Annotated in this window: 25 protein-coding genes and 1 tRNA gene; 16 read left to right on the top strand and 10 right to left on the bottom strand. The window is 58.9% G+C overall.

The window, feature by feature from the left end:
• The 3 genes from K3556_RS06380 (at position 1) to K3556_RS06370 (ending at position 3945) form a co-directional block, all read left to right on the top strand.
• Positions 1-1398, top strand: coding sequence for a pyridoxal phosphate-dependent decarboxylase family protein (locus tag K3556_RS06380; RefSeq protein ID WP_260518887.1), 1398 nt, complete (start codon positions 1-3; stop codon positions 1396-1398).
• Positions 1399-1542: 144 nt separating this feature from the next.
• Positions 1543-2184, top strand: coding sequence for a PAQR family membrane homeostasis protein TrhA (gene trhA, locus K3556_RS06375; protein ID WP_260518886.1), 642 nt, complete (start codon positions 1543-1545; stop codon positions 2182-2184).
• 222 nt (positions 2185-2406) lie between these two features.
• Complete coding sequence (locus K3556_RS06370) at positions 2407-3945, top strand: trimethylamine methyltransferase family protein (protein WP_260518885.1); 1539 nt, start codon at positions 2407-2409, stop codon at positions 3943-3945.
• Between the two features lie 30 nt (positions 3946-3975).
• Here K3556_RS06370 and K3556_RS06365 read toward each other — a convergent pair whose 3' ends face one another.
• From K3556_RS06365 to K3556_RS06355, 3 genes are all read right to left on the bottom strand, one after another.
• Positions 3976-5802, bottom strand: coding sequence for an ABC-F family ATP-binding cassette domain-containing protein (locus tag K3556_RS06365; RefSeq protein WP_260518884.1), 1827 nt, complete (start codon positions 5800-5802; stop codon positions 3976-3978).
• 43 nt (positions 5803-5845) lie between these two features.
• Positions 5846-6580 (bottom strand): GNAT family N-acetyltransferase, encoded by a 735-nt coding sequence (locus K3556_RS06360; protein WP_260518883.1) that lies wholly within the window; start codon positions 6578-6580, stop codon positions 5846-5848.
• 156 nt (positions 6581-6736) lie between these two features.
• Positions 6737-7210, bottom strand: a complete 474-nt coding sequence (locus K3556_RS06355) for an outer membrane protein assembly factor BamE (RefSeq protein ID WP_260518882.1) — start codon at positions 7208-7210, stop codon at positions 6737-6739.
• 149 nt (positions 7211-7359) lie between these two features.
• Here K3556_RS06355 and K3556_RS06350 point away from each other — a divergent pair, with 149 nt between their 5' ends.
• The 10 genes from K3556_RS06350 to pssA all read left to right on the top strand — a co-directional run bounded on the left by K3556_RS06350 (position 7360) and on the right by pssA (position 14857).
• Complete coding sequence (locus tag K3556_RS06350) at positions 7360-7938, top strand: YceD family protein (protein ID WP_260518881.1); 579 nt, start codon at positions 7360-7362, stop codon at positions 7936-7938.
• A gap of 255 nt (positions 7939-8193) precedes the next feature.
• Positions 8194-8403 carry a 50S ribosomal protein L32 gene (gene rpmF, locus K3556_RS06345; protein ID WP_191284736.1) on the top strand — a complete coding sequence of 70 codons (210 nt, stop codon included), beginning with the start codon at positions 8194-8196 and terminating at the stop codon, positions 8401-8403.
• Positions 8404-8459: 56 nt separating this feature from the next.
• Positions 8460-9548 (top strand): phosphate acyltransferase PlsX, encoded by a 1089-nt coding sequence (gene plsX, locus K3556_RS06340; protein ID WP_260518880.1) that lies wholly within the window; start codon positions 8460-8462, stop codon positions 9546-9548.
• A complete protein-coding gene (locus K3556_RS06335) occupies positions 9545-10519 on the top strand; it encodes a beta-ketoacyl-ACP synthase III (RefSeq protein ID WP_260518879.1) in 975 nt (324 codons plus the stop codon). Before plsX ends, K3556_RS06335 begins: the two co-directional genes overlap by 4 nt.
• Positions 10520-10618: 99 nt before the next feature.
• Complete coding sequence (ihfA, locus tag K3556_RS06330; RefSeq protein ID WP_260518878.1) at positions 10619-10921, top strand: integration host factor subunit alpha; 303 nt, start codon at positions 10619-10621, stop codon at positions 10919-10921.
• Between the two features lie 72 nt (positions 10922-10993).
• Positions 10994-11887 (top strand): MerR family transcriptional regulator, encoded by an 894-nt coding sequence (locus K3556_RS06325; RefSeq protein WP_260518877.1) that lies wholly within the window; start codon positions 10994-10996, stop codon positions 11885-11887.
• Positions 11888-11990: 103 nt separating this feature from the next.
• Positions 11991-12067 (top strand) — tRNA-Pro (locus K3556_RS06320).
• Between the two features lie 73 nt (positions 12068-12140).
• Positions 12141-13214 (top strand): 2'-deoxycytidine 5'-triphosphate deaminase, encoded by a 1074-nt coding sequence (locus K3556_RS06315; RefSeq protein ID WP_260518876.1) that lies wholly within the window; start codon positions 12141-12143, stop codon positions 13212-13214.
• 192 nt (positions 13215-13406) lie between these two features.
• A complete protein-coding gene (locus K3556_RS06310) occupies positions 13407-14099 on the top strand; it encodes a phosphatidylserine decarboxylase (RefSeq protein WP_260518875.1) in 693 nt (230 codons plus the stop codon).
• 2 nt (positions 14100-14101) lie between these two features.
• On the top strand, positions 14102-14857 hold the full coding sequence (gene pssA, locus K3556_RS06305; RefSeq protein ID WP_260518874.1) for a CDP-diacylglycerol--serine O-phosphatidyltransferase: 756 nt from the start codon (positions 14102-14104) through the stop codon (positions 14855-14857).
• Between the two features lie 162 nt (positions 14858-15019).
• Here pssA and K3556_RS06300 read toward each other — a convergent pair whose 3' ends face one another.
• From K3556_RS06300 to K3556_RS06270, 7 genes are all read right to left on the bottom strand, one after another.
• The gene (locus tag K3556_RS06300; protein ID WP_260518873.1) at positions 15020-15241 is read right to left on the bottom strand and encodes a hypothetical protein; all 222 of its coding nucleotides are present in this window, start codon (positions 15239-15241) and stop codon (positions 15020-15022) included.
• Positions 15242-15327: 86 nt separating this feature from the next.
• Positions 15328-16014: an SMC-Scp complex subunit ScpB gene (scpB, locus tag K3556_RS06295; protein WP_260518872.1), complete on the bottom strand. Its 687-nt coding sequence runs from the start codon at positions 16012-16014 to the stop codon at positions 15328-15330.
• Complete coding sequence (locus K3556_RS06290) at positions 16004-16798, bottom strand: segregation and condensation protein A (RefSeq protein ID WP_260518871.1); 795 nt, start codon at positions 16796-16798, stop codon at positions 16004-16006. The genes scpB and K3556_RS06290 overlap by 11 nt, the downstream gene beginning before the upstream one ends.
• The gene (locus K3556_RS06285; protein ID WP_260518870.1) at positions 16785-17816 is read right to left on the bottom strand and encodes a glycoside hydrolase family 3 N-terminal domain-containing protein; all 1032 of its coding nucleotides are present in this window, start codon (positions 17814-17816) and stop codon (positions 16785-16787) included. Before K3556_RS06285 ends, K3556_RS06290 begins: the two co-directional genes overlap by 14 nt.
• A gap of 1 nt (position 17817) precedes the next feature.
• Positions 17818-19011 (bottom strand): SPOR domain-containing protein, encoded by a 1194-nt coding sequence (locus K3556_RS06280; protein ID WP_260518869.1) that lies wholly within the window; start codon positions 19009-19011, stop codon positions 17818-17820.
• Positions 19012-19115: 104 nt separating this feature from the next.
• Positions 19116-20837: an arginine--tRNA ligase gene (argS, locus tag K3556_RS06275; protein ID WP_260518868.1), complete on the bottom strand. Its 1722-nt coding sequence runs from the start codon at positions 20835-20837 to the stop codon at positions 19116-19118.
• 146 nt (positions 20838-20983) lie between these two features.
• Positions 20984-22126, bottom strand: coding sequence for a deoxyguanosinetriphosphate triphosphohydrolase (locus K3556_RS06270; RefSeq protein ID WP_260518867.1), 1143 nt, complete (start codon positions 22124-22126; stop codon positions 20984-20986).
• 135 nt (positions 22127-22261) lie between these two features.
• Between K3556_RS06270 and K3556_RS06265 the strand changes: the two genes are divergently transcribed.
• From K3556_RS06265 to xth, 3 genes are all read left to right on the top strand, one after another.
• Positions 22262-22585, top strand: coding sequence for a HesB/IscA family protein (locus K3556_RS06265; RefSeq protein WP_260519185.1), 324 nt, complete (start codon positions 22262-22264; stop codon positions 22583-22585).
• A 40-nt stretch (positions 22586-22625) separates the two neighbouring features.
• On the top strand, positions 22626-23819 hold the full coding sequence (locus tag K3556_RS06260) for an NAD(P)/FAD-dependent oxidoreductase (protein WP_260518866.1): 1194 nt from the start codon (positions 22626-22628) through the stop codon (positions 23817-23819).
• A 64-nt stretch (positions 23820-23883) separates the two neighbouring features.
• Complete coding sequence (xth, locus tag K3556_RS06255; RefSeq protein ID WP_260518865.1) at positions 23884-24663, top strand: exodeoxyribonuclease III; 780 nt, start codon at positions 23884-23886, stop codon at positions 24661-24663.
• Positions 24664-24668 lie beyond the last annotated feature (5 nt).

Raw genomic sequence — 24668 nt, 5'->3', positions numbered from 1 at the left:
TTGGATTATTCAGAGCTTGCAGATTGGCAAAAACGAGCGGCGGACTGGGCGCGCGACTATCACGCCGGGCTGCGCGACCGCCCTGTGCGTCCCAACATCGCCCCGGGTGAGTTTCTAGCCAGGATCGAAGCGCCTGTGCCCGAGGCCCCGGAACCGATCGAAGCGATCTTTGACGATTTCACCCGGCTGGTGCCGGACGCCATGACCCACTGGCAACACCCACGCTTCTTTGCCTATTTTCCGGCAAATGCCGCACCGGCCTCAATGCTGGCCGAACAATTGGCCAACGCAATTTCGGCGCAGGCGATGCTGTGGCAAACCGCCCCTGCCGCGAATGAAATGGAAGATCTTGTCATTCGCTGGCTGCGTGATGCGATGGGTTTGCCGGGTGACTTCACCGGCACGATCCACGACAGCGCAACCACCGCGACCTTTTCCGCCGTTACCACAATGCGCGAATTGGCCTTGGGTCACGAAGGCATCACCAAGGGGTTATCCGGCGCACCGACGCTGCGCATTTATGCCAGCGCACAGACCCATTCCAGCGTCGATAAGGCGGTGCGCGTGTCGGGGATTGGGCAGGACAATCTCGTCAAGGTTCCCACCATTCCCAACCACCCGACGTGGTCAATGGACCCTGAGGCACTGGACGCGATGATCCGGGCCGACCTTGAGGCCGGATTGAAACCTGCGGGCGTTGTTCTGTGCGTCGGTGGCACCTCTATTGGGGCCTGCGATGACATTGGCGCGTGTATCGACGTGGCGCATCGCCACGGCCTAACCGTTCATGTCGACGCTGCCTGGGCCGGGTCCGCCATGATCTGCGAAGAGTTCCGCACACTCTGGGCTGGGGTCGAGAAGGCCGACAGCATTATCTTCAATCCGCACAAGTGGTTGGGGGCTCAGTTCGACTGCGCGGTCCAGTTCCTGCGCGACCCTGCTGCGCAAATTGGGGCCATGGGGCTGCGTCCGGAATACCTTAAGACACAAGGCGCAGACGAGGTGGTGAATTACAATGAATGGACCCTGCCCCTCGGTCGCCGCTTCCGGGCGTTGAAACTGTGGTTCCTGTTGCGATCTGAGGGTCTGACCGGGCTTCGGACCCGCATCCGGAACCATGTTAGCTGGGCATCTGATGCGGCCAAAGCCATTGCCGCTTTGCCCGGTTTTGAAATCACCACGGACCCGATCCTGTCGCTGTTCACCTTCCGCTTCAAAGACAACGCGACAACCGCGCAGCTATTGGATCGGGTGAACCGCGATGGACGCATTTATCTGACCCAAACCAGTCACGATGGTCAGTTCGTAATCCGCGTTTCGGTCGGGCAGTTTGCCTGTACCCGCGAAGATGTGATGATGATCCCCCAAGTGCTCCAAGACCTCGCACGCGATCTATAAGATCAGGAAATCTTTACATTTCCGTGTAAATGTATAAACTGGATGTGGGTCGTGCCCTGTGCGGCGGACATTAAATTTACCGCATAACGGCATGCCGGCACCCGCTTTGGTTCTTATCTATTTGATAGGCGAAAGGGGAATCCAATGGAGTTCGGGAAGGACTTTACATATCACGAGTACGTCGCCGATGGCGTCGTGCACGGCTTAGGCGTGATTGCCGCCATTTGCGGGTCTGTCGCCCTGATCTACTGGGCAATGGGTGACGCGCCGTTGGGCCATTTGCCGCCAATGTTGGCCTATGGGGCCGGGTTGGTCGCAAGCTTCACACTGTCTGCAGCCTACAACATGACACTGCACCGATCTGCGCGCCAGGCTTTGCGCAAGTTCGACCATGCGGCAATCTATCTGATGATCGCAGGGACCTATACACCGATTGCGCTGATCGGAATTGGTGGCACAAATGGCTACGCGCTGGTTGCGGCAGCTTGGACGCTGGCCATTGTCGGCATTGCCATGAAGCTGTTTTTCTTCGGTCGGTTTGAACGGTTTGGCCTGATGCTGACCTTAATGCAGGGTTGGATGGCGGTTCTGATGGTTGGCCCGCTGGTGGCATCATTCAGTCCGATTGTTCTGGTGTTGCTGGTCGGCGGCGGATTGCTGTTCACCTTGGGGATTTTTTTCCATCTGGGCGAGCATCTGCCTTTCAACCGGGCAATCTGGCACGTTCATGTCCTGCTGGGCGCGGCAGCCCATTACGCTGCAGTTGTGATGGTGGTGGGCACTTGAGGTCGAAATAAACCTTGCTGGATGACGCGAACAGGACAGACCTGTCGTTTCCTGACCCACTAGGTTTGGGCAACAGGAGGACAGAAATGGATCGGTTAGACTGGCTCGTTTCAATTGTTGTGCGCACCATCGGTGCGGAACGCGGACGCGCGGCGCGCGGGCGGCCCTGATAGGTTATTACGACCTCGCCGACGCTTCACAACAATCTCAGGTACCCCACAAATGACGACACCATCTGCCCGCCGCTCTGGCGGACGCGCCGCCCGCCAAGCTCTTCGCGCAGCCCCGCTTGCCCAGGATGTTCGCCCCGTTCGCGCGGGGATGGAGGGAGGCACATTCAAACCGCTGACCCCTGACGGCATCAATCGCATTCACCACGCCGCGCTGGACGCTTTGGAACAGATCGGTCTGGCAGATGCCCCACCATCGGGCATCGACATCATGACCCGTGCGGGCGCAGTTTTAGGCGACGACGGGCGCTTGCGTTTCCCGCGGGCGCTGGTTGAAGACATGCTGGCGAAGGCGGCCAAGAGCATCACCCTGTGCGGGCGCGACCCAAAGCACGACATGACCCTCAGCGGCAGGCGCGTGCATTACGGCACCGCAGGCGCGGCTGTTCACATGGTTGACCCCCATGGTCGGGAATACCGTGAAAGCACCGTTCAGGATCTGCATGACGCCGCGCGCATCGTCGACCAGCTGGACAACATTCACTTCCTTCAACGGCCCATGGTCTGCCGTGACATCCCTGACAACCGCGAGATGGACCTGAATTCGATCTATGCCTGCACCGCGGGGACAAAGAAACACATCGGTGTCTCGTTTTCAGAGCCTGATTTTGTCGAAGACGGGATTGAATTGCTGCACATGATCGCAGGTGGTGAAGACGCGTGGCGCGCGCGCCCCTTTGTGTCCAACTCCAACTGTTTTGTCGTGCCGCCCATGAAATTCGCCACGGAAAGCTGTCAGGTGATGGAGAAAGCGATCGCGGCTGGAATGCCGGTGTTGCTTTTGTCAGCCGGGATGGCCACGGCCACGGCGCCGCCCACGCTGGCGGGCGCAATCGTTCAGGCCGTCGCCGAATGCTTGGCGGGCGTTGTCTATGTCAATGCAATTGCGCCGGGGCACCCGGCCATCTTCGGCACCTGGCCCTTCTTGGTCGATCTAAGATCAGGCGCCATGTCTGGTGGGTCCGGGGAACAAGCGCTGATGACGGCAGGTTGTGCCCAGATGCATCAGTTTTATGGCCTGCCCGGCGGGGCGGCGGCCGGGTTCTCGGATTCGAAACTGCCGGACATGCAGGCCGGGTGGGAGCAGATGTGTTCCAACGTGCTGGCCGGTCTGTCGGGTCTGAACATGGTCTATGAAGCTGCTGGCATGCACGCGTCGCTTCTGGGGTTCTGCCATGAAAGCCTGATCCTTGGTGATGATATCGTTGGGCAGGCGTTGCGTTGCGTGCGCGGGATCGAAATAACGGAAGATGCGGTCAGCATCGAAATGATGAAATCGGTCTGCCTTAAGGGACCGGGCCATTACCTGGGCGAGGATCAGACGCTGAGCCGGATGCAGACGGATTTTGTCTATCCAACCCTTGGCGACAGGACGTCCCCGAAAGAATGGGCTGAAGTCGGTAAGCCCGACCTGATTGCAGCCGCGACAGCCCGCAAAGAGGGGATACTGGCGCAACGCTCCGGTGCCCGGTTCAACCCCGAAGTCGACGCGGCGATCCGGGCGCGATTCAACATCCACCTTCCAAAGTAAATGCCAGGCAGCGGGGCCACTGGCCCCGCGTTAACCCTGCGCGGCTTCCGCCTTTTCTTCCAACAAAAGCCATTCCTCTTCAGCAGCGGCCAAGCCTTGCTGCCGCTGGGTCAGACCTTCGGTTGCTTTCTTGAATTTCACCGGCTCTTTGGTGAACAGGTCCGGGTCCATCAGAAACTCTTCCAGCTTGGCAATCTCGGCGGTCAGGCGGTCCATTTCCGCCGGCAGCGCCTCAAGCCGATGGCGCTCCGTGAAGGACAGGCCATCGGAACCGACCTTCACATCTTGTTTTACCTTTGCACCTTTAGGCTTTGTTTTTTCTTTCTTTTTCTCAATATCATCGTTGTGATTTTCACGCTGCGCCTGATAGTCAGACCAGCCACCCGGATAGATCGTCGCGCGCCCGTCACCTTCCATTGCGATGGTGCGTTCGGCCACGCGATCAAGGAAATCCCGGTCATGGCTGACCACAAGAACCGTGCCATCATAAGCTGTGATCAGCTCTTGCAGCAGGTCCAGCGTTTCCACGTCCAGATCGTTGGTCGGTTCATCCATCACCAGAAGGTTTGACTGCCGCGCCATGATCTTGGCCAGAATCAAACGCGCCTTTTCCCCGCCCGACAAAGACCGCACGGGCGCGCGGGCTTGTGCGTCAGAAAACAGGAACTCTTTCAGATAGCCGACAACATGTTTCGGAGCGCCACGCACCATCACCTGATCGGCCTTGCCGGACACGCGCATTTCGGGATCGCCAACAAGGTTTTCCCAAAGGCTGTCATCCTCGACCAGACCCGTCCGGTTCTGGTCAAACACGGCAACCTCAAGCCCGGTGCCGTGTTGCACGCTGCCGGTGTCGGGCGTTTCCTGCCCGATGAGCATCTTCAAAAGCGTTGTCTTGCCTGCCCCGTTGGGGCCAACCAGTGCGATGGTTTCGCCGCGCATGACCCGCAGGTCAAAATCGTTCAGGATCACCCGGTCATCATAGGATTTCGAGATGCCGCGCGCCTCGATCACCTTGCGGCCCGATTTGGGTCCGGCTTCCAGTGCCATTTCCGCAGCACCCTGTCGGTTGATCTGCGCGGCCCGCTCGGCCCTCAGATCGCCCAGTGCGCGCACCCGGCCCTGATTGCGTTTGCGCCGTGCGCTGATGCCTTCAACCGCCCAACGGGCTTCCGCCTTGATCTTGCGGTTCAGTTTGTGACGGCTTGTGTCTTCTTCATCCCAAACCTTGTCACGCCAGGCTTCGAAATGCTCAAACCCTTTTTCCTGCCGCCGCACCTGTCCGCGATCCACCCACAGCGTGGCGCGTGTCAGGGCGCGCAGGAACGCGCGGTCGTGGCTGATCAGCACAAAACCCGCGCGGGTTTGCGACAGTTCAGCCTCCAGCCACTCAATGGCATGAATGTCCAAATGGTTGGTCGGCTCGTCCAGCAACATCAGATCAGGTGCTTCGGCCAGCAACTTGGCCAGAGCCGCCCGGCGACGCTCGCCTCCCGAGGCCGTACTCACCGGGGCGTCGAGCTTGAATTTCAGGCCTTCTGCCACCCGCTCGACCAGATAATCCTGGCCCGGCTCCAGTCCTGAAACCGCAAAGTCGCCCAAAGTGGTAAACCGCGACAAATCAGGATGTTGTTCCATATATCCGACCGAGACACCGGGGGATAAAACGCGTGTGCCATGATCAGGTTCAACCAAGCCAGCCATGACCTTCATCAGGGTTGATTTGCCCGACCCGTTGCGCCCCACGAGCGCCACGCGATCATTGGGCTGCACCACCAGATCGAGGCAGTCAAAGACGGGATCGCCGCCAAAGGTCAGCGAGATATCGGACATCTGAAGAAGGGGTATACGAGCCATAGCGCCGAGTTAGGCAATCACACTTGCAAGGTCAACCTCAGCCTTACCCGGTGAACGCCCGCAACAGCCGTGCGCGGGTCTGTGGAACCGCGCTGATCTCAAGCCCCGTGAACACATGCAAGGTGTTCAGATCATGATCCACCACCGCGTGGTCGGACACCCAGCCCCCCATCAAAAGATAGGTGCGCAACAGCGGCGGCATCGCGCGCAAGGCCTGTTTGGCGTCTGGCTTTCGCCGCAGCCGTTGGGCAAAACGAAACACTTTGGGAGCTTTGACCCGCGGCAACCAGCGTTTTGGCGCAAGATGGCGGTCCCGCAGCATTGCGAAAGCGTCGAAATACTGCGCCGCATCGGTCCCTTGAAAGGACGAACAGCCAAACAGCATTCCGACCCCTTCACGGTCCACATAGCGAGTCATCGCGCCCCAAGCGACACGCAGGATATCGGCACCATCCTGAGCATCGGGCGCGATGCAAAACCGCCCCATCTCGATCATCGGGGCATTGTACGTTCGAAGTGCGGACAGTTCATAATACTGGGCCGAATAGCTGTCACCGATGCGCGAGCCGTTTTCCAAAGGCATCAGCCGAAAGCACCCTACCAATGCGCCCGTCTCGCGATCCTCGATCAGGATATGACGGCAGGCAGCATCGTAGTGATCCTCGTCCAGCCCATCACCGCCGCGAAAACACCGGTGTCGCAAGGTTTGTGCGGCTTTGATGTCATCCTGGCTTTCGCCAAATCGAGCCTCGTATCGGCCCTTTATGAAGGTTGGCATAGCGGACCTCCGTCCCTGATGCTTCACGGCTTATCGCAACATATGCGCCTCGGACACCGTGCCGACAAGGTGTGACAGAAATATGAGGTCCGGCAAAAAAGAAAAAGCGCGGCGACCCTGCGGCCCCGCGCTGTTCCGATTTTTGCGGGTAACCTTTTAGTTGCCGCGGAATTGCTCGGCCACATCAATTCGTCCGAACGAACCAAACAGCTGCTTCAGGAATCCAACGCCCTGAATATTGCTGTCGGTTACGCGGCGCTCAAGCACAACGATACGACCGTCTTGAAGACCAAAGCGTTCGATGTTCTCGACCACACCTTTGTCATTGAATGTTATGGCCATGACTTCGCGGTCGATCTCTTGCGGGGCGTTATACAGATAGTGCTTGAACCGCGACCGAACGTAGTAATAGCCGCTGCCCGCCAACAGGCCAGACGTGCCCGGCTTGCCAATGGAACTTGCAACGGTTTCGCGCGTGTCTTTGCCGACCTCGATCAGGTCGATATCTTCTTTAGGCGGCATGTAACCGTGATTGCGATAGGTGGCGGAACAGGACGCGACCAGTGCCACAAGCAGCACCGCGCCAATCATTTTACCCATAATCTTGCCTGTCTGGCGCAGATAAGACATACCGCCCCCCTTGCGTTCGCCACTCTGTCTTGGGTATCGGCTTAGCCTAGGATCGCGCATGGTTCAAGAAACGATCACCGGCTATGTTCGCACAAGGCCGAGATTGTTCGGTTCGCTACGCAAGATCAGACAAAGAGCGGAGACGCAAAATGACCGACGCAACATCTTCAGGCGACGCCCTGCCCTTCACACATCCCATTCGCCCCGCTGATCTGGCAACGGGCCGGGCAACGCCGTTTGAACTGGTGCCCAGCCAAACTGTTTGCGACTCTATCGCCCGGGATCTGGGCATTTTAGGTCTGCGCAAGTTGCGGTTTTCCGGGGAGATGAGCCCGTTGGGCAAGCATGATTGGCAGATGACTGCCAATCTGGGAGCGACCGTTATCCAGGAATGTGTGGTCACGCTGGACCCTGTAACGACGCGGATCGACGACAAGATCGACCGCCGCTGGCTGAAGCACTTGTCTGAACCAAATGACGACGACGAGGTCGAGATGCCTGAGGATGACAGTGTCGAGCCACTGGCCGATGTGATTGATTTGGGGCAAGTGATGATCGAAGCGCTGGCTTTGTCGCTGCCTTTGTATCCGCGGGCCGAAGGGGCAGACATGCAAACAAACGTGTTTGCTGAACCCGGCACCAAACCAATGACCGACGATGATGCAAAGCCATTCGCGGGACTTTCCGATTTGCGCGACAAGCTTTCAGATGGCGGCAAAAAGAGCTGAGTGCGCGTGGCTGCCCTCCAATGCCCGTGCATTTGCGAGGGAAACCGGCACTTTCATCTGAAATCAGCGCATTTCACCCCTTGCACGAAATAAGAATCACAGTATTTTCCCGCCTTCTTCCACAAGATGGGTTGGACAGCGCACCGCAAACCGCGTATGAGGCGCCGAGACTCAGGAATGACTTGAGAACACCGGGCGATATCGCCCCAGAAATACACCGGGCTATCTGGCCCCCGAAATCCAAAGGTTGAGACGATGGCTGTCCAACAGAACAAAGTATCGAAGTCGCGCCGCAACAACCGCCGCGCGCATGACGCCCTGGTTGCCGCGAACCCGAACGAATGTTCGAACTGCGGCGAGCTGAAGCGCCCCCACCACGTTTGCCCCTCGTGCGGCCATTATGACGACCGTGAAGTCGTTGCAATTGCCGACGAAGTCGATTTCGACGACGAAGACGCGGCGTAAGCCTCTTGCCCGACGCGGGCGGTCGTGTCAGAAAATCCCCGAGCATGGGATGAAGAATGACAATGGACGCCCCCAAACGCACAATCGTATCGGTCGACGCCATGGGCGGAGATCTTGGACCGGCAGCCGTTGTTGCCGGTCTTGCGCTGTCTGCAGATAAGAACCCCGAGATCGGGTTCATTCTGCATGGCAACAAGCCAGAGCTTGAGAAACTTGTCGCCCGCACCAAGGGTTTGGCCGAAGTGTGCGAGATTCGTCATGCGGACGAAATCGTCACCATGGATGACAAACCCAGCCAGGTGATGCGCAATGGCCAGAAGACCTCGATGTGGTCGGCCATTGACGCCGTGCGTGATGGCGAGGCCGAAGTGGTTGTCAGTTGTGGCAACACCGGCGCTCTCATGCTGTTGTCGATGGTGCGCCTGCGCAAATTGCCCGGCGTCAACCGCCCCGCAATTGCCTGCTTGTGGCCATCGCGCAACCCAGCCGGTTTCAATGTGATGCTCGATGTCGGTGCCGATATTCGGGCCGACGAAGAAGACCTGATGCAATATGCGATGATGGGCGCCTCTTATGCCCGCAATGGGCTGGGCATCACCCGCCCGCGCGTGGGCTTGCTGAATGTCGGCACAGAAGAACACAAAGGCCGCAACGAATTAAAAGCTGCGCATGAGCTGATCGCCAATGCTGCCGAAGGTGCGCAAATTGATTTTGTCGGCTTTATTGAGGGCGTTGACCTGCCGTCAGACCGCGTGGATGTCATCGTTACCGACGGATTTACCGGCAATGTTGCGCTGAAAACCGGCGAAGGCACCGCCAATTTGATCTCGGGCCTGCTGCGCGAAGTGTTCGGCGCAACGATCCTGTCGAAATTCGCAGCCCTGCTTGCGATGGGACCGCTGCGGCGGCTCAGCCACCGTGTGGACCCCCGCCGCAACAATGGTGGCGTGTTTCTCGGGCTGAACGGAACCGTTGTCAAAAGCCACGGCTCGGCCGATGCGACAGGTATTTCTGCCGCTGTCAGGCTGGCGTTTCAACTGGCCAAAGGTGGCTTTAATCAGAAGCTCGCTGCACGGGTTGCATCCGCCGACGCATCACGCCAAGATGTCGCAACGGAAAGCCGGCAAGGTGAGCAGCAAGAATGACAAGACGCGCCGTGGTCAAGGGCGTCGGGCACTATTTGCCCGCGCATGTTGTCCCGAACTCGTATTTCGAAGACATTGTGGACACCACGGACGAGTGGATTCGCACGCGATCGGGTATTGAGCGCCGCCATTTTGCTGCCGAAGATGAAACCACGTCACAAATGGCCGCCGAAGCGGCACGCGCCGCGCTGGCAAATGCAGGACTTAAGGTTGATGATATCGACGCGATCGTTGTTGCAACCTCGACCCCCGATCTGACCTTCCCGTCGGTTGCCACGATGGTTCAAAATGAACTGGGTATGACACGCGGCTTTGGATTTGACGTCCAGGCGGTCTGTGCGGGCTTTGTTTTCGCGCTGACCAACGCCAACGCGCTGATTCTTTCCGGACAGGTCGACCGCGTTCTGGTGATCGGTGCCGAGACGTTTTCCCGCATTCTTGACATGACCGACCGATCCACCTGCGTGCTGTTTGGTGACGGCGCAGGCGCTTTGGTGCTTGAGGCGCAGGAAGGTCGCGGAGACACTGGCGATCGCGGCATCCTGTCGGCGGATCTGAATTCAGACGGACGCATGCGCGAGATGCTGTATGTGGACGGCGGCGTATCGACGACACAGACCTCGGGTCATCTGCGGATGCAGGGCAACCCCCTGTTCCGGCAAGCGGTTGGCAAGTTGACCGAGACTGCCGAGACTGCCTTGCAGAGGGTCGGCCTGACGGACGATGATCTGGACTGGATTGTCCCCCACCAAGCCAACATCCGCATCATTCAGGGCACAGCCAAAAAACTGGGTGTGCCGATGGATCGCGTCATCGTCACAGTACAAGATCACGGCAATACCTCGGCTGCATCGATCCCGTTGGCGCTTTCTGTTGGCTGTGCTGAAGGCAAGATCAAGAAAGGTGACCTTGTTGTCACCGAGGCAATTGGTGGCGGATTGGCTTGGGGCGCGGTCGTAATCCGCTGGTAAATCGCTTAAACCCATGCGCGAACGGCTTTTCCCAAGCCGTTGATATTGACTCGTAAATTTAAACCACCCATTCTTCTTGAAAATAATCAGGGGGACGACATGAGTGAAAAGACTTTGACCCGGATGGACCTAAGCGAGGCCGTATTCCGTGAGGTCGGCCTGTCACGCAACGAAAGCGCGCAGTTGGTTGAAACCGTATTGGGTCACATTTCCGATGCACTGGTGGATGGTGAAAGCGTGAAAATTTCGTCATTCGGAACATTTTCAATACGCGACAAAGCTGCCCGCGTAGGTCGAAACCCGAAAACAGGCGAAGAAGCGCCGATCCCGCCCCGCCGGGTTCTGACATTCCGACCCTCGCACCTTATGAAAGACCGGGTCGACGACGGAAACAAGCGCTGACCCTTTGGCGTGACCCACACTGGGCGCATGCGTCCCATCAAATGACAAGAAGCAGAACAAACAGGTCTGGACATGGATAAGAAGTCTCCCGACGCCTTCCGCACCATCAGCGAGGTGGCAGAATGGCTGGGCGTGCCGACCCATGTGCTCCGGTTCTGGGAAAGCCGTTTCAGTCAGGTTAAACCTGTCAAACGCGCTGGAGGGCGGCGGTATTATCGTCCGAATGATATGGAGCTTCTGGGCGGCATCAGGAAGCTTCTGCACGAAGACGGCATGACCATTCGAGGCGTGCAAAAGCTGTTGCGCGAAGAAGGCGTGAAACATGTGGCGGGCATGTCCCCCCCGCTCGACAGCGATGAGATGCGCGATATAACGCCATCAAACGTTGTGCCCTTGGCGAGCAAATCCGCGCAAGATGACGCACAAGCCGACGCGGAAAGCGCTGCGATCCAAGACGCGCAGACGGTGGAGGATGAGGCGGCACCGGAAGTTGCGCCTGAACCAAAGGCTGAGGGCGAGGTTGAGGTTGAAGCAACCCCAGACGCGGCTGTGCACGAGGAAACAACCACCCCGGATGCCCCCCCCACGCAACCGTCTTTCGGGTCTGAGCGTGTGGCAACTGCGGCGGAGACCACATCGCCCGAAGGTATGGCCGACACACCACCGCCCACCGCCCCCGAACTGCCCGGGATGCAGGGCGACGCCGAGTCCGTAGAGGCCAAACCAGACCAGACGCCTGACCAGACACCCGATGCGACGCCAGCGCCCGCGCCATTGGCTGACATCTCGCATATTCCCGCCGACCCCAGCGACGACGACGGGCGCGCGGCCGCACCGCTGTCAATCGCGTTGCGACACGCCCGCAATTCCGGCACCGACGCGCATATCGCTGCGCTGCAGGCGCTTGCCGACCGGCTGGAGTCACTCGGCACACAGATGGGCAGCCAGCCCGGACAAACCTCTTAAGCGCGCGGATGCCCGGGCTTGCTGCGCACGAAAGCGGAATGATGAATTTCCTGCCGTTTCCCGCTTGCCCTACCTGCGAAAATCACTATGTAAGGTCTCCAGTCGGGCTATGGCGCAGCCTGGTAGCGCGTCCGTCTGGGGGACGGAAGGTCGCAGGTTCGAGTCCTGCTAGCCCGACCAATTTCAAAACCGCCCGCCCGATCATCGGGCGGGTGTTTTTGTATCCGAGGGACGGATCCAAGGGGGGATGCAGATGAAAACCGGCGTATTGGCTGACCGGCAAATTCGGCAGATGGTCACGGATGGTGGCATCTCTGCTTCGTCCCCGATCCTGAACGAACAGATTCAGCCCGCATCTCTGGATTTACGCCTGGGCGACACCGCCTATCGCGTGCGCGCCTCGTTTCTGCCTGGAAAGTCCTCGACCGTGGCCCAGCGGCTGGACGAACTGACCATGCATGAGGTGTCCCTGACAGGGGGCGCAGTTCTGGAAAAAGGCTGCGTTTATGTCGTCCCGTTGATGGAAAACCTGCGTTTGCCCAAGGGAATGACGGCCGCCGCCAGCGCCAAAAGCTCGATCGGGCGCGTCGATCTGATGACCCGGGTGATCACCGACCATGGGATCGAATTTGACCGCGTGCCCGAAGGTTATGACGGGCCGCTTTACGCCGAGCTTTGCCCGCAAAGCTTTTCGGTCGTGGCCCAGCCCGGCCAGCTTTTGAACCAGATTATTTTCCGGCAGGGCAAAACCATCCTGACGGATGACGAATTGCGCGACGTTCACGCGCGCTCCCCTATCGTATCGGGCGATCCCGTGATCTCGGACGGGTTGGGTTTTTCGGTCGACCTGAAGCCCGCCAAGGGTGATCTGGTTGGCTATCGTGCCAAACGGCACACGGGCGTTGTCGACCTGTCAAAGCTCGCCCATTACACCCCTGCGGAGTACTGGGAAGAGGTGCGCACCACAGATGGGCGGATCATCCTTGACCCCGGCGCATTCTATATCCTTGTCAGTCGCGAGGCGATCGCGATCCCGCCCGAATGCGCCGCCGAAATGGCCCCTTACCTTGCAATGGTCGGTGAATTCCGTGTGCACTATGCCGGATTTTTCGACCCCGGGTTTGGCTTTGACGCGGCCGGTGGCTCCGGCTCGCGCGGTGTCTTGGAGGTCCGCTGTCACGAAGCACCTTTCGTGTTGGAGCATGGCCAAGTCGTCGGACGGTTGGTCTATGAACGCATGAGCGAAGTGCCCGAGGTGCTTTATGGCGAAGACATCAAGTCGAATTATCAGGGGCAAGGGCTGAAACTGTCCAAGCATTTCAAATGACACGGCACATGAAACGGCACTGCGCGGCATGCGTGGTCCGTGCGATGGCCCATTGATATTGCGCGCCCCTTCGTTTTTTCACCCGTTAGCCACTGTTCCTTCCGGTTTCAGCGCAGCCTACGTCAATTTTCTTGCGGGAAATGCGCCAAACGGGCTAGGTAGCGTCTATTCCAAACGAGAGTGCGACCCCCTATGAAAATGCGCGACACATTCCTGAAGCCAATGCATCCAGAGGGGCGCAAATTTGTTGGCATTTTTGCCGCCATCACGGTCATACTTTTCTTCCTTTGGACTGTTTTGGGCTGGATTGGGGTTGGTCTAACGATTTGGTGTTATTACTTTTTCCGAGATCCTGTGCGTGTCACCCCGACCCGTGAGGGCCTGATCGTCAGTCCCGCGGATGGTATCGTTTCGCTTATTGAAAAAGCCGTCCCACCTGCCGAACTTGGCATGTCCGATATGGCCCTGACCCGCGTCAGCGTGTTCATGAGCGTCTTTAACTGCCATGTGAACCGTGCGCCGATCGCCGGAGAGATCGCGGCGATTGCCTATCGGCCCGGTAAATTTTTCAATGCCTCTCTGGACAAAGCCAGTTCCGATAACGAACGCAACAGCCTGTGCATCAACATGGCCGATGGCCGACAGCTGGCCGTCGTGCAAATTGCCGGATTGGTCGCGCGGCGGATCGTGTGTTTCTCGGCCAAAGGCGACACGGTGCGCACTGGGCAACGGTTTGGCCTGATCCGCTTTGGCTCGCGGTTGGATGTCTATCTGCCCGATGGTGTGGAACCGATGGTCAATCTGGGGCAAACCATGGTCGCGGGCGAAACCGTCCTTGCCGATCTTGTCGCAACTGAGCCGGCGCGCGATGGCTTGGCGGATTGACGATGAACAAACCGTTAGAACCAGCAAAACAAACCGAAATTCGTCTGATTTATCTGCTGCCAAATCTGCTGACCGTGGCCGCGATTTGCGCCGGATTGACCGCGGTCCGATTTGGGTATGAGGGCAACTTCGAAATGGCTGTTCAACTCGTTCTGGCAGCCAGTATCCTTGATGGTTTGGATGGCCGATTGGCGCGGTTGATGAACCGGTCCACCGCTGTGGGTGCCGAGCTTGATTCACTGGCCGATTTTTTGAACTTTGGGGTCGCGCCGGTCCTGATTTTACACAGTTGGGCGCTGAACGAAGTGTCACGCGCAGGTTGGATTGCCGTATTGTTTTATGCAATTTGCTGCGTTTTGCGCCTTGCGCGCTTCAATGTCAGCAGCCGTTTGCAAACCGACAAGCCGTCTTCTGATTTCTTTGTCGGGGTCCCCTCGCCTGCAGGCGCAATTCTGGTGATGTTGCCGATGGTCATCTCTTTCGCGGTGACCGACCTGCCGGCGACCCCGCCGATATTCATTGCATTTTACACCTGTCTGATCGGGTTGCTGATGATCAGCCGTATGCCGACATATTCGTTCAAGGACATGACCATCCATCGCGCCAACGCCAAATACTTCCTTTTGGGAACCGCGATTTTGGCCGCGGCGCTGTTGACCTATCTCTGGGCGACGCTCGCGTTGCTGACCTTTGCCTATATCAGTTGCCTTGTCTGGGCGCACCGCACATATCGCAAGTCAAAGACAACTGAAGGATAGCCCCTTGGGGCTCAGCGCGATAACTCCACATATGCGCGTTGGGCACCTGGCAGTGACTAGACAATTGGGGCAGTGATCCGGGGACGCCGGACAGCACAAAACCGCGACTGACGGCCTGTGCGTAGCGAACCCAACAATCGGCTGCTTTCGTTTTATGGGATTTTAGAACAGCTTGCGCGTAACCCGCCGCGCTTGCTTTGCACGTTTCACCATATCTTTGCCTTGTCGGGCTTGTGACTGGGCGCGGCTGCGTTCGTCGTCGGTCATATCGTCCTTGGATTTGCCGCGCCGCGATGCCATGTCGATGCCGACATCCACACCTTTATTGACCAATCGGCGGGTTACCTGCCGAATGACCATATTGATGATTTGATTGATGTTCATGTTGCTCTCCTGCCCTTTTCGCAGATATTAACAGCAAACTCGGGCAATTTCACGGCGCTTTGTAAAAACGCGCCAAAGAATGCGGATCAATCCTCGAACAACTCTGACTGCCCTTCTTGGCTTTCATCTTCTTCTTCCGTATCCGGGCCGGGCATTGCACCGGGCGGCGGGCGGCTTTCAAGAAGCCCGGCAGAGCGCAATTCTTTTAGCCCCGGCAGATCGCGTGCGCTTTCCAGGCCGAAATGATCCATGAAAATCTGCGTAACGACAAAAGTCACCGGGCGACCGGGTGTCATGCGACGACGGCCAAACCGGATCCACTCCATCTCGATCAGCTGATCAATCGTCCCACGACTGACCGAGACACCGCGGATTTCTTCGATCTCGGCGCGGGTGACCGGCTGGTGATAGGCGATGATCGCCAACGTTTCGATGGCGGCACGCGACAGTTTGCGCGTCTCGACCGTTTCTTTCTGCATCAGGTACCCAAGGTCCGGCGCCGTACGGATTGCCCAGGCGTCGCCCACCTTCACGACCCCAACGCCACGCCCTTCGTATCGTTTGCGAAGGTACACCAGAGCTTCGGCGGCATCTGATCCATGTGGCATTCGAGCTTCCAGCTCTTTCACAGTCACGGGCTCGGCCGAAGCAAACAAGATGGCTTCCACCATGCGTTCCTGTTCGCCTATCGGCGGGGCCTCAAACAGGCTGTCATTGGGGGCGCTTCCACCATCTTCGGGGGTCACTTCGTCACGCGTTACATCATCCGTCATGTGTCTTCCTGCGGATTTGAATGGGGGTGAAAACCTCCCCCTGTCTAAGCTCTATCGCGCCGCGTTTGGCAAGTTCCAGCGACGCGGCAAAGTTGGCGGCTGTGGCTGAACGGCGGCGCGCGGGGTCGGTTTGCCAGCCGTCCGGCAGGTACGAGGTCAGGTCTGTCCAATCCCCGGCATAACCAATCAGGCCCCGCATCCGCTCTAGCGCCTGCTCCAACGTCATGACCGCATCACGGTCCATGACAAAGGGGCGAAATTCGTCCTTGGTGCGGATACGCGCATAGCCTTGCATCAGGTCCAGAAGCGTCGCGGTATAGGTCACGCGCCGCACACGGGTTACATCTTCGGGAATGCCGCGGGCAAAGAAATCACGGCCCAGTTGGTCGCGCGCCATCAGCTTTGCCGCCACATCGCGCATCCCCTGCAAACGTTCCAGTTGAAACGCAAGATGCGCGGCCAGTTCTTCACCAGACGGCCCCTCTTCGGAGGGGTCGGGCGGCAACAGCAGGCGGGATTTCAGAAACGCCAACCAAGCCGCCATCACCAGATAGTCGGCCGCCAGTTCAATACGCAGATGCCGCGCTTTTTCTACGAAGCCCAGATACTGCTCGGCCAGTTCCAGCACCGAGACTTTGCGCAAGTCGACTTTCTGAGTGCGACTGAGGGTCAGCAACAGGTCAAGAGGGCCTTCAAACCCCTCGACATCAACGATCAGAGCCTCGGCCGCCAAGCGCTCCGAGACCGACATCGCGTCGCTTTCAAACTCCTCAGTCTCGTTCATCCGCCGCTCGTTCAGATCCCTGACCCGTCATCAGGCTCTGAAACTCGGCGTCAAGCGCGGAAATGTCAATGGGATCGGGGGGGCTACGCCATTCAAGCGCTGCATCAGCCCGTTCTAAAGCCAGGCCGTCCAACGGTCCGGTCGCATCGGCAACCTCTTCCATTTGTTCCAACACGCCATTGCAATGCAGAACAATATCACAACCGGCCTGCAACGACCGGCGCGCGCGTAATGACAACGGCCCCGACAGCGCCTGCATCGACAGATCATCGGTCATCAACAGGCCACCAAACCCGATCCGATCACGGATCAGCTGGATCACCTTGGGGCTTTGAGTGGCAGGATGTTCGGCGTCGATATCTTCGTAAACGATATGGGCGGTCATCCCGATAGGCAGCCCGGCCAAAGGTTCGAACGCCATAAAATCAGTGCGGCCCAGTTCCTTGGTCTTGGTCTTGACGCGTGGCAGTTCTTCATGGCTGTCCAGATTTGCCCGACCCTGACCAGGGATATGCTTGACCACGGGCAAGACGCCGCCCTCTAGCAACGCTTGGGCGACCATACCGGCCCGTTCCGCCACGCGCACAACATCTTCACCATAGCAGCGATTGCGCAGGATCGGATGCGTGTCAGCATTGGCAATATCGGCAACCGGTGCGCAATTTCCGTCGATCCCAACCGCCAGCAATTCGTCGGCAATCAATCGATAGCGAAGGTAAAGGGTGCGCTGTGCCTCGCGTTTGTTCAGCATCACCTGATCCAATGCGGGCAACCATTCGCGCCAGTGCGGTCCGGTCATGCGCGCCACACGCCCGCCTTCTTGATCTATAAACACCGGAACATCACGCCCGACCGCCCCGCGCAACTCAGCGGTCAGCGCTCGGATCTGATCAGGGCTTTCCACATTGCGTGCAAATAAGATGAAGCCCCACGGTTGGGCGCGTTCATAAAAAGCGCGTTCAGCTGGGGTGAGCCGTAGCCCTTCGCAACCGAAGATATACGCACCCTGCCGTTGCATGCTAACGCGTCACAACCGGGATGCAGGCGGCTTTCGACGCCATCAGGACCGAGCAGAACCGACGCGCGTCGGCAAGGTCGTCAAATCCCATAACGCGCAGGCGATAGAACGTCTTGCCACCTGATTTGGCCTGCTGAATGACCCGCGACTTCCCGGCAAGATAATCTTCGAACCGAACAAACAGCTTGTCCCACTCGGCACGGGCGACATCGGCGCTATCGAATGCGCCAAGCTGAACCAGCCGAGTGCCAACTGCGATCTTGTCTGGTGCGACGTCTGTGACTGTCGCGATCGTATTGGTGGCCGCGGGCGCGGCTGCGACGCGGGTATCAAGATCGGCCGGGCGACCTGACGGGCGCGGCGACTTGCGCACGCCGGGCACCGATGCGGGTATGATTTTCACAGCATTGGCATCTGATGCTGCCTCTGGTGCAGGTGGTTGCGCGACAGAGGCGACAACGGTTTCGTCCAACGCCTCGCCGGACAGTTGTTGGGCGTCTGCGGCGATTTGCTCGGCAATGGCAAGCGCGGCGGCCACTGGATCAACCGGCAGCGGCTCGGGTGCAGGCACCATCGCCGACGCCTCGTGTAACGGCAAGGCAGCTCCCGGTGCGGTGTCTGCACGCGCTGAAACCTCAGTTGTCATATCCTCGTCCGCCAATTCATCCGGGGCGGGGGCCAGAACCAATCGATCCGCGGGGGCAGCGGCCTGCCCTTCGGATTGCACATCATTCACTGCAAAGCCTTGGTGATCTGCGGTTTGGCCGCCAGGGTTTTCGGGCTGCACACGCATCGGACCTTCCAGGGCGCGCACCACGGGAATGCCAGTTACGTCGCGCACAGCCAGCTTGTAGCCCCAAACGCCTAACCCGACAATCAACGCGACCGAAAGGGCCGCTCCAAAATAATTCAATGCCGAGCCCAGTCCACCGGGCGCGGCCGGGCCAGAAGCCAAAGCAGGATCTTCGTCGGTCATTTCAGCCATCGGCGCGGCATAACCCGCATGCGGATCGTGACCGTTGGCCGCAAAACGCGGTTGCGGTCCACCATGTGCCGGATGCAGATATTGCGCCGACTGTTGCGGCGCGGTGGCCATCAGCGGCGGCTCGGTCCGATGTGCAGGGTCATAGCCCTGATCATACTGATTTTGATACGTCGCCTGCCGGGTCCCGGGACCCCAGTTTGCTTCTGCCATTCTGCCTCACCTCCGGATGCGAACGCGTGGGCCGTTGGCGGCTCTTTTTGCGTCCCGTTCCGGTTACTGCGTCAACCTCTCTCCGGGCCAAGCAGCACTTGTGATCAGCGCATTTCCTCGGCAGGAGTAACGCCCAAAATACCCAACCCTGACGAAATGACAACGGCTACCGCACGCGGGAGGGCGATTTTCGCCGCCGATGAGTCATTATTGCCATCCTGCAGGAAGCGCAGTTCAGGCCTGTCATTGCCCCGGTTCCACAGGGCATGGAAATCGGACGCCAGCTCGTACAGATAGAACGCAATCCGGTGCGGTTCGTGGGTGCGTGCGGCAATCTCAACCAGACGCGGCCATTCAGCCAGCTTCTTGGCAACAGCCACTTCGGCTTCATCCTCAATCTTGGGCGTGTTTGTCAGCGTTATGCCCTGCGCCTCGGCCTTTCGCAGCACCGAGCGCACCCGCGCATGGGCGTATTGCACATAAAAAACCGGGTTGTCCCGGCTCTGCTCCAGCACTTTGTCGAAATCAAAATCGAGCGGCGCGTCGTTCTTGCGCGTCAGCATCACGAACCGGGTCACGTCGGACCCCACCTGCTCGACCACATCGCGCAGCGTCACGAAATTGCCCGAACGTTTGGACATTTTGAACGGCTCACCGTTCTTATAGAGCTTCACAAGTTGGGTCAGCTTGACGTCCAGCGGCACACGCCCATCAGACAGCGCCGATACAGCCGCCTTCATCCGCTTCACATAACCACCGTGGTCGGCGCCGAAAATATCAATCAGCGCATCAAAGCCCCGTTCGACCTTGTCATAATGATAGGCGATATCTGGTGCAAAATAGGTCCAGTTGCCATCCGATTTCTTGACCGGGCGATCCACGTCATCGCCATGCTCTGTTGACCTGAACAGCGTCTGCTCGCGCGGCTCCCAATCTTCGGGCGTCTTGCCTTTGGGTGGTTCCAGCACACCCTCATAGATCAGGCCACGGTCTTGCAACGCTTTCAACGCGCCCTCGATCCGGCCCGTGCCATACAACGATTTTTCCGAAAAGAAGACATCCATCTTCACGCCCAGCATCGCAAGGTCTTCGCGGATCAGATCAAGCATCTTTTCAGTGGCAAATTCACGAATGTCGGCAAGCCAGAACTGCTCGCCCTTGTCAACATAGGCGTCGCCGACCTTGTCCTTCAAAGCCTGCCCCACCGGCACCAGATAATCGCCGGGATACGTGCCGTCTTCGAACGCAACCTGCTTGCCGTGCGCTTCCAGATACCGAAGGTAAACCGAGCGCGCCAACACATCGACCTGCGCGCCGCCATCGTTGATATAATATTCGCGCGTCACGGCGTGACCGGCATATTCCAGCAAGCTCGCCAAAGCGTCGCCAAAGACCGCGCCGCGTGTGTGACCCACATGAAGCGGCCCCGTTGGGTTGGCGGACACATATTCAACGTTTACTTTCTGACCGGCCCCCATGGCAGACCGACCATAGCGATCGTCGTCCAGAATGCCCTGAACCAATCCGGTCCAGACGCCAGCCGCCAGCCGCAGGTTCAAAAACCCCGGTCCAGCCACCTCTGCGATGTCAATCCGATCATCGGCAACCAGCTTAGCCGCAAGCGCATCCGCAATGTCGCGCGGCTTCATTTTTGCAGGCTTCGCCAATACCATCGCGGCATTCGTTGCCATGTCGCCATGCCCCGGATCGCGCGGCGGCTCCACCGTCACGTTGTCAAGGCTCAGCCCCTCGGGCAGCACACCGTCAGAGGTCATCGCATTGAGCGCGTCGATCACAAGGCTGCGGATATCGGCAAACAGGTTCATTGTCTGGGTCCTTTTTTCTCAGCCGCACTCCTAGCAGCCCCGCCCCAAAGGTCAAGCGACGCGGTGCCAGAAGGCGCCCGCCCCTGCTTCTGCTGGCAGAAAATATCCCGGGGGTGAGGGACACAGTCCCGAGGGGGCAGCGCCCCCTAACCGCCCAACCCCAACCGGGTGTGCTCTTGCAAGGCAAAACGATCCGTCATCCCGGCGATATAGTCAGCGACCAGCCGCGCCAGCCGCGTGTCACTGTTCGCCGCTTCGATCTCGGCCCGCCATTCGGCGGGAAGGTCTGACGGCACTGCCTGAAAATGAGCAAATAATTCTTCGACAACATGGGTCACCCGCTCACGCATCGCGACCACACTGGGCGCACGGTACATACGGGTGAACAGGAAGGCGCGGATTACTTTCAGATCAGCCCACAGGCCGGGCGAAAACTGAATAACCGCGTGATCCAACGCGCGGACATCCTCGACAGATCGCGGATCGGCCTCGGCTATAAGCGCCTGCGACGTTGTCAGCACGTCCTCGACCATCACGCCGAACACGCGGCGCAGGGCTTCGTGTTGACGACGACCCGCGTCCAAATCGGGATAGGTCGCGTCCACTTCTGCGACGGCAGGTCCGATAATGGGCAGAGCTGCAATCTCGTCCAAAGTGAACAACCCTGCGCGCAACCCATCATGAAGGTCGTGATTGTTGTAAGCGATATCATCAGCCAGGGCGGCGGCCTGTGCCTCGGCACCTGCGTGGGTGTGCAGCTCAAGATCATGGCGCGCATTGTAGTCGGCCAGCGCATAAGGCAGTTCACCCACCACCGGGCCGTTATGTTTCGCAATCCCTTCAAGGGTTTCCCAAGTCAGGTTCAACCCATCCCATTCGGCATAATGACGTTCCAGAGAGGTGACAATTTTCAAGGCTTGCGCGTTGTGATCAAAGCCGCCAAACGGGACCATCATCGCGTTCAGCGCGTCTTCGCCCGTATGCCCAAAGGGCGTATGCCCCAGATCATGGGCCAGCGCGACGGCTTCGGTCAGGTGACTGTTCAACCCCAAGGCGCCTGCAATGGTGCGGGCCACCTGCGCCACTTCGATCGAGTGGGTCAGCCGGGTCCTGAAATAATCCCCCTCATGCTCCACAAAAACCTGTGTCTTGTGCTTCAACCTGCGAAAAGCCGAGCTGTGGATGATACGGTCCCGGTCGCGCTGAAACGGTTCGCGAAAAGCGCTTTCGCCTTCGTCATGAAGCCGCCCCCGGCTTTGATCAGGATGCGTTGCATAAATGGCGAGCATCAAGCCCCCTTCCGCCTGTCACTGCAGGCGCGCAGGGATGTCCCGTCCAACACGCGCCGTCCGGGCGTCTTGTCGCGCCCGCATGTCCCCCCTATATTCTGTTTGACGCGAACTTGAAACGGATTTCCAATGGACCTGACCCTGCCCCCAACCGTCACCGAACGCGCCTTCGCGCGGCTGGCCGAGATCGGCGCGGGCGCCCAGGGCAAAGCCTTGCGCGTGGCTGTCGAAGGCGGCGGCTGTTCGGGCTTTCAATATGACATCTTGCTGGACGATCCTGCCGAAGGTGATCTGATCCTAAAAGGCGCTGGCGAACAGGTTGTGGTGGATGAGGTGTCCCTGCCCTTTCTGACCAACGCGACGATTGATTTCACCGAGGAACTGATCGGCGCGCGGTTTATCGTCAACAACCCGAATGCCACGGCGTCCTGCGGCTGCGGCACATCTTTCTCGATGTAATCCCCTTCCGCTTGCCCGCTGAATTGGCTAGGTGCAGCCCATGAAAACCGATTGGGACACCATCATCATTGGCGCAGGCGCTGCGGGCTTGTTTTGCGCCCCGTTTGCGGCAGCGGGCGGCAAACCCACATTGGTGATCGATCACGCCGTAAAACCCGGCGAGAAGATCCGCATCTCCGGCGGCGGACGCTGCAATTTCACCAACATGCATACCGAACCGGGAAACTTCGCCGGCCACAATTCGCATTTCCACAAATCCGCGCTGGCCCGCTTCACCCAATGGGATTTCATCGACCTGATCGACCAAGCCGGGATCGCATGGCATGAAAAAACGCTGGGGCAGCTCTTCTGCGACGGCAAAGCCACGCAGATTATCAATCTGCTTTTGGCGAAATTGAAGGATGCGGACGCTGAGATTTGGCTGTCCACAACGGTCGACGCGATCGACCACCAAGATGGCGTGTTCACGCTAAAGTCCTCGGCCGGTGATCTGACCTGTCGCAACCTTGTCCTTGCCACGGGCGGCAAATCGATCCCCAAAATGGGCGCGACCGGCTTTGCCTATGATATCGCCGAACAATTCGGGCATGAGGTCATAGAGCCGCGCCCCGCCCTTGTGCCCCTGACATTTCCCGAAGGGCGCTTTGCGGCCCTTGCTGGTGTCTCCTTGCCCGTTCGCGTGTGGACGGACCGCGCCAGTTTCGACGAGGCGATGCTGTTCACCCATCGCGGGCTGTCCGGCCCTGCGATCCTGCAAATCTCGTCCTTCTGGCGCGAGGGAGAGGCTATCCACGTGGACCTGACCGCGGGACAGGACCTGTTCACAGCACTGCGCGACCAGCGGCAAAGCGAAGGGCGACGGCAAATCTCGACTGAGCTGGCGCGCTATCTGCCTGCACGTCTGGTGGAGTTTCTGACAAAGGATTGGGCGGATCAGTTCGATTTTACAGCACGTCTGGCAGATCAGTCCGACACCGCTTTGCGCGCCTTGACTGACCGACTGTCCGATTGGACGCTGACCCCGTCGGGATCAGAAGGTTACCGCACTGCCGAAGTCACATTGGGCGGCATCGCCACCGATGGGATCGACAGCAAATCGATGATGTCGAAAACCGTGCCGGGCCTCTATTTCATAGGTGAATGCGTCGACGTGACAGGCTGGCTTGGCGGATACAACTTCCAATGGGCTTGGTCCAGTGGACACGCCGCCGGGCGGCATATCGCCGAAGCCTGACCGCCTTTGCTTGCACCCCCGTCCGTTTGCGCCCACATTGACCGCCAAACACCGGAGGGGTCTCATGAAAATCGCCAGTTACAATATCAATGGCATCAAGGCGCGTTTGCCCGCGCTGATGGACTGGCTGGACGAGTCCCAGCCCGATGTGGCGATCTTGCAGGAAATCAAGTCAATCGACGAGTACTTCCCCCGCGAAGTCTTTGAAGACAAAGGGTATAACGTCGAGACGCACGGCCAGAAAAGCTTCAACGGGGTGGCGCTTTTATCAAAGCTACCGCTTGAGGATGTGACCCGTGGCCTACCCGGTGACGACGCCGACGAACAGGCCCGGTATATCGAGGCGACCGTGGTCGGCGATCACCCCGTGCGCATCTGCGGGCTTTACCTGCCCAACGGCAACCCGGTGCCGGGGCCGAAATACGATTACAAACTGGCGTGGATGGATCGTCTGCGCGACCGCGCTAAAGTGCTGTTGGCCGAAGAAATGCCCTTTTTGATGGCGGGTGATTACAACATCATTCCCCAACCCGAAGACGCCGCCCGGCCGCAGGATTGGGTGGAAGACGCGCTGTATCGCCCCGAAAGCCGCGAGGCCTGGCGCAAAATTCTGAACCTTGGCCTGACCGAAGCCTTCCGCGCCCGCAATGCTGGCCCCGAGCAGTATACGTTCTGGGACTTCCAGCGCGGCGCATGGCAGCGCAATGACGGCATTCGCATTGACCATTTCCTGTTGTCACCAGAATGCGCCGACCTGTTGACCGATTGCCAGATCGATAAAGAGGTACGCGGGCGTGAAAAGCCCTCGGATCACGTTCCGATCTGGGTGAAATTGGCATCTTAAGTATT

It is taken from the genome of Aliiroseovarius sp. M344, from assembly GCF_025140835.1.
Lineage (GTDB): Bacteria > Pseudomonadota > Alphaproteobacteria > Rhodobacterales > Rhodobacteraceae > Aliiroseovarius.
This window is presented reverse-complemented; position numbering and strand designations above follow the sequence as displayed.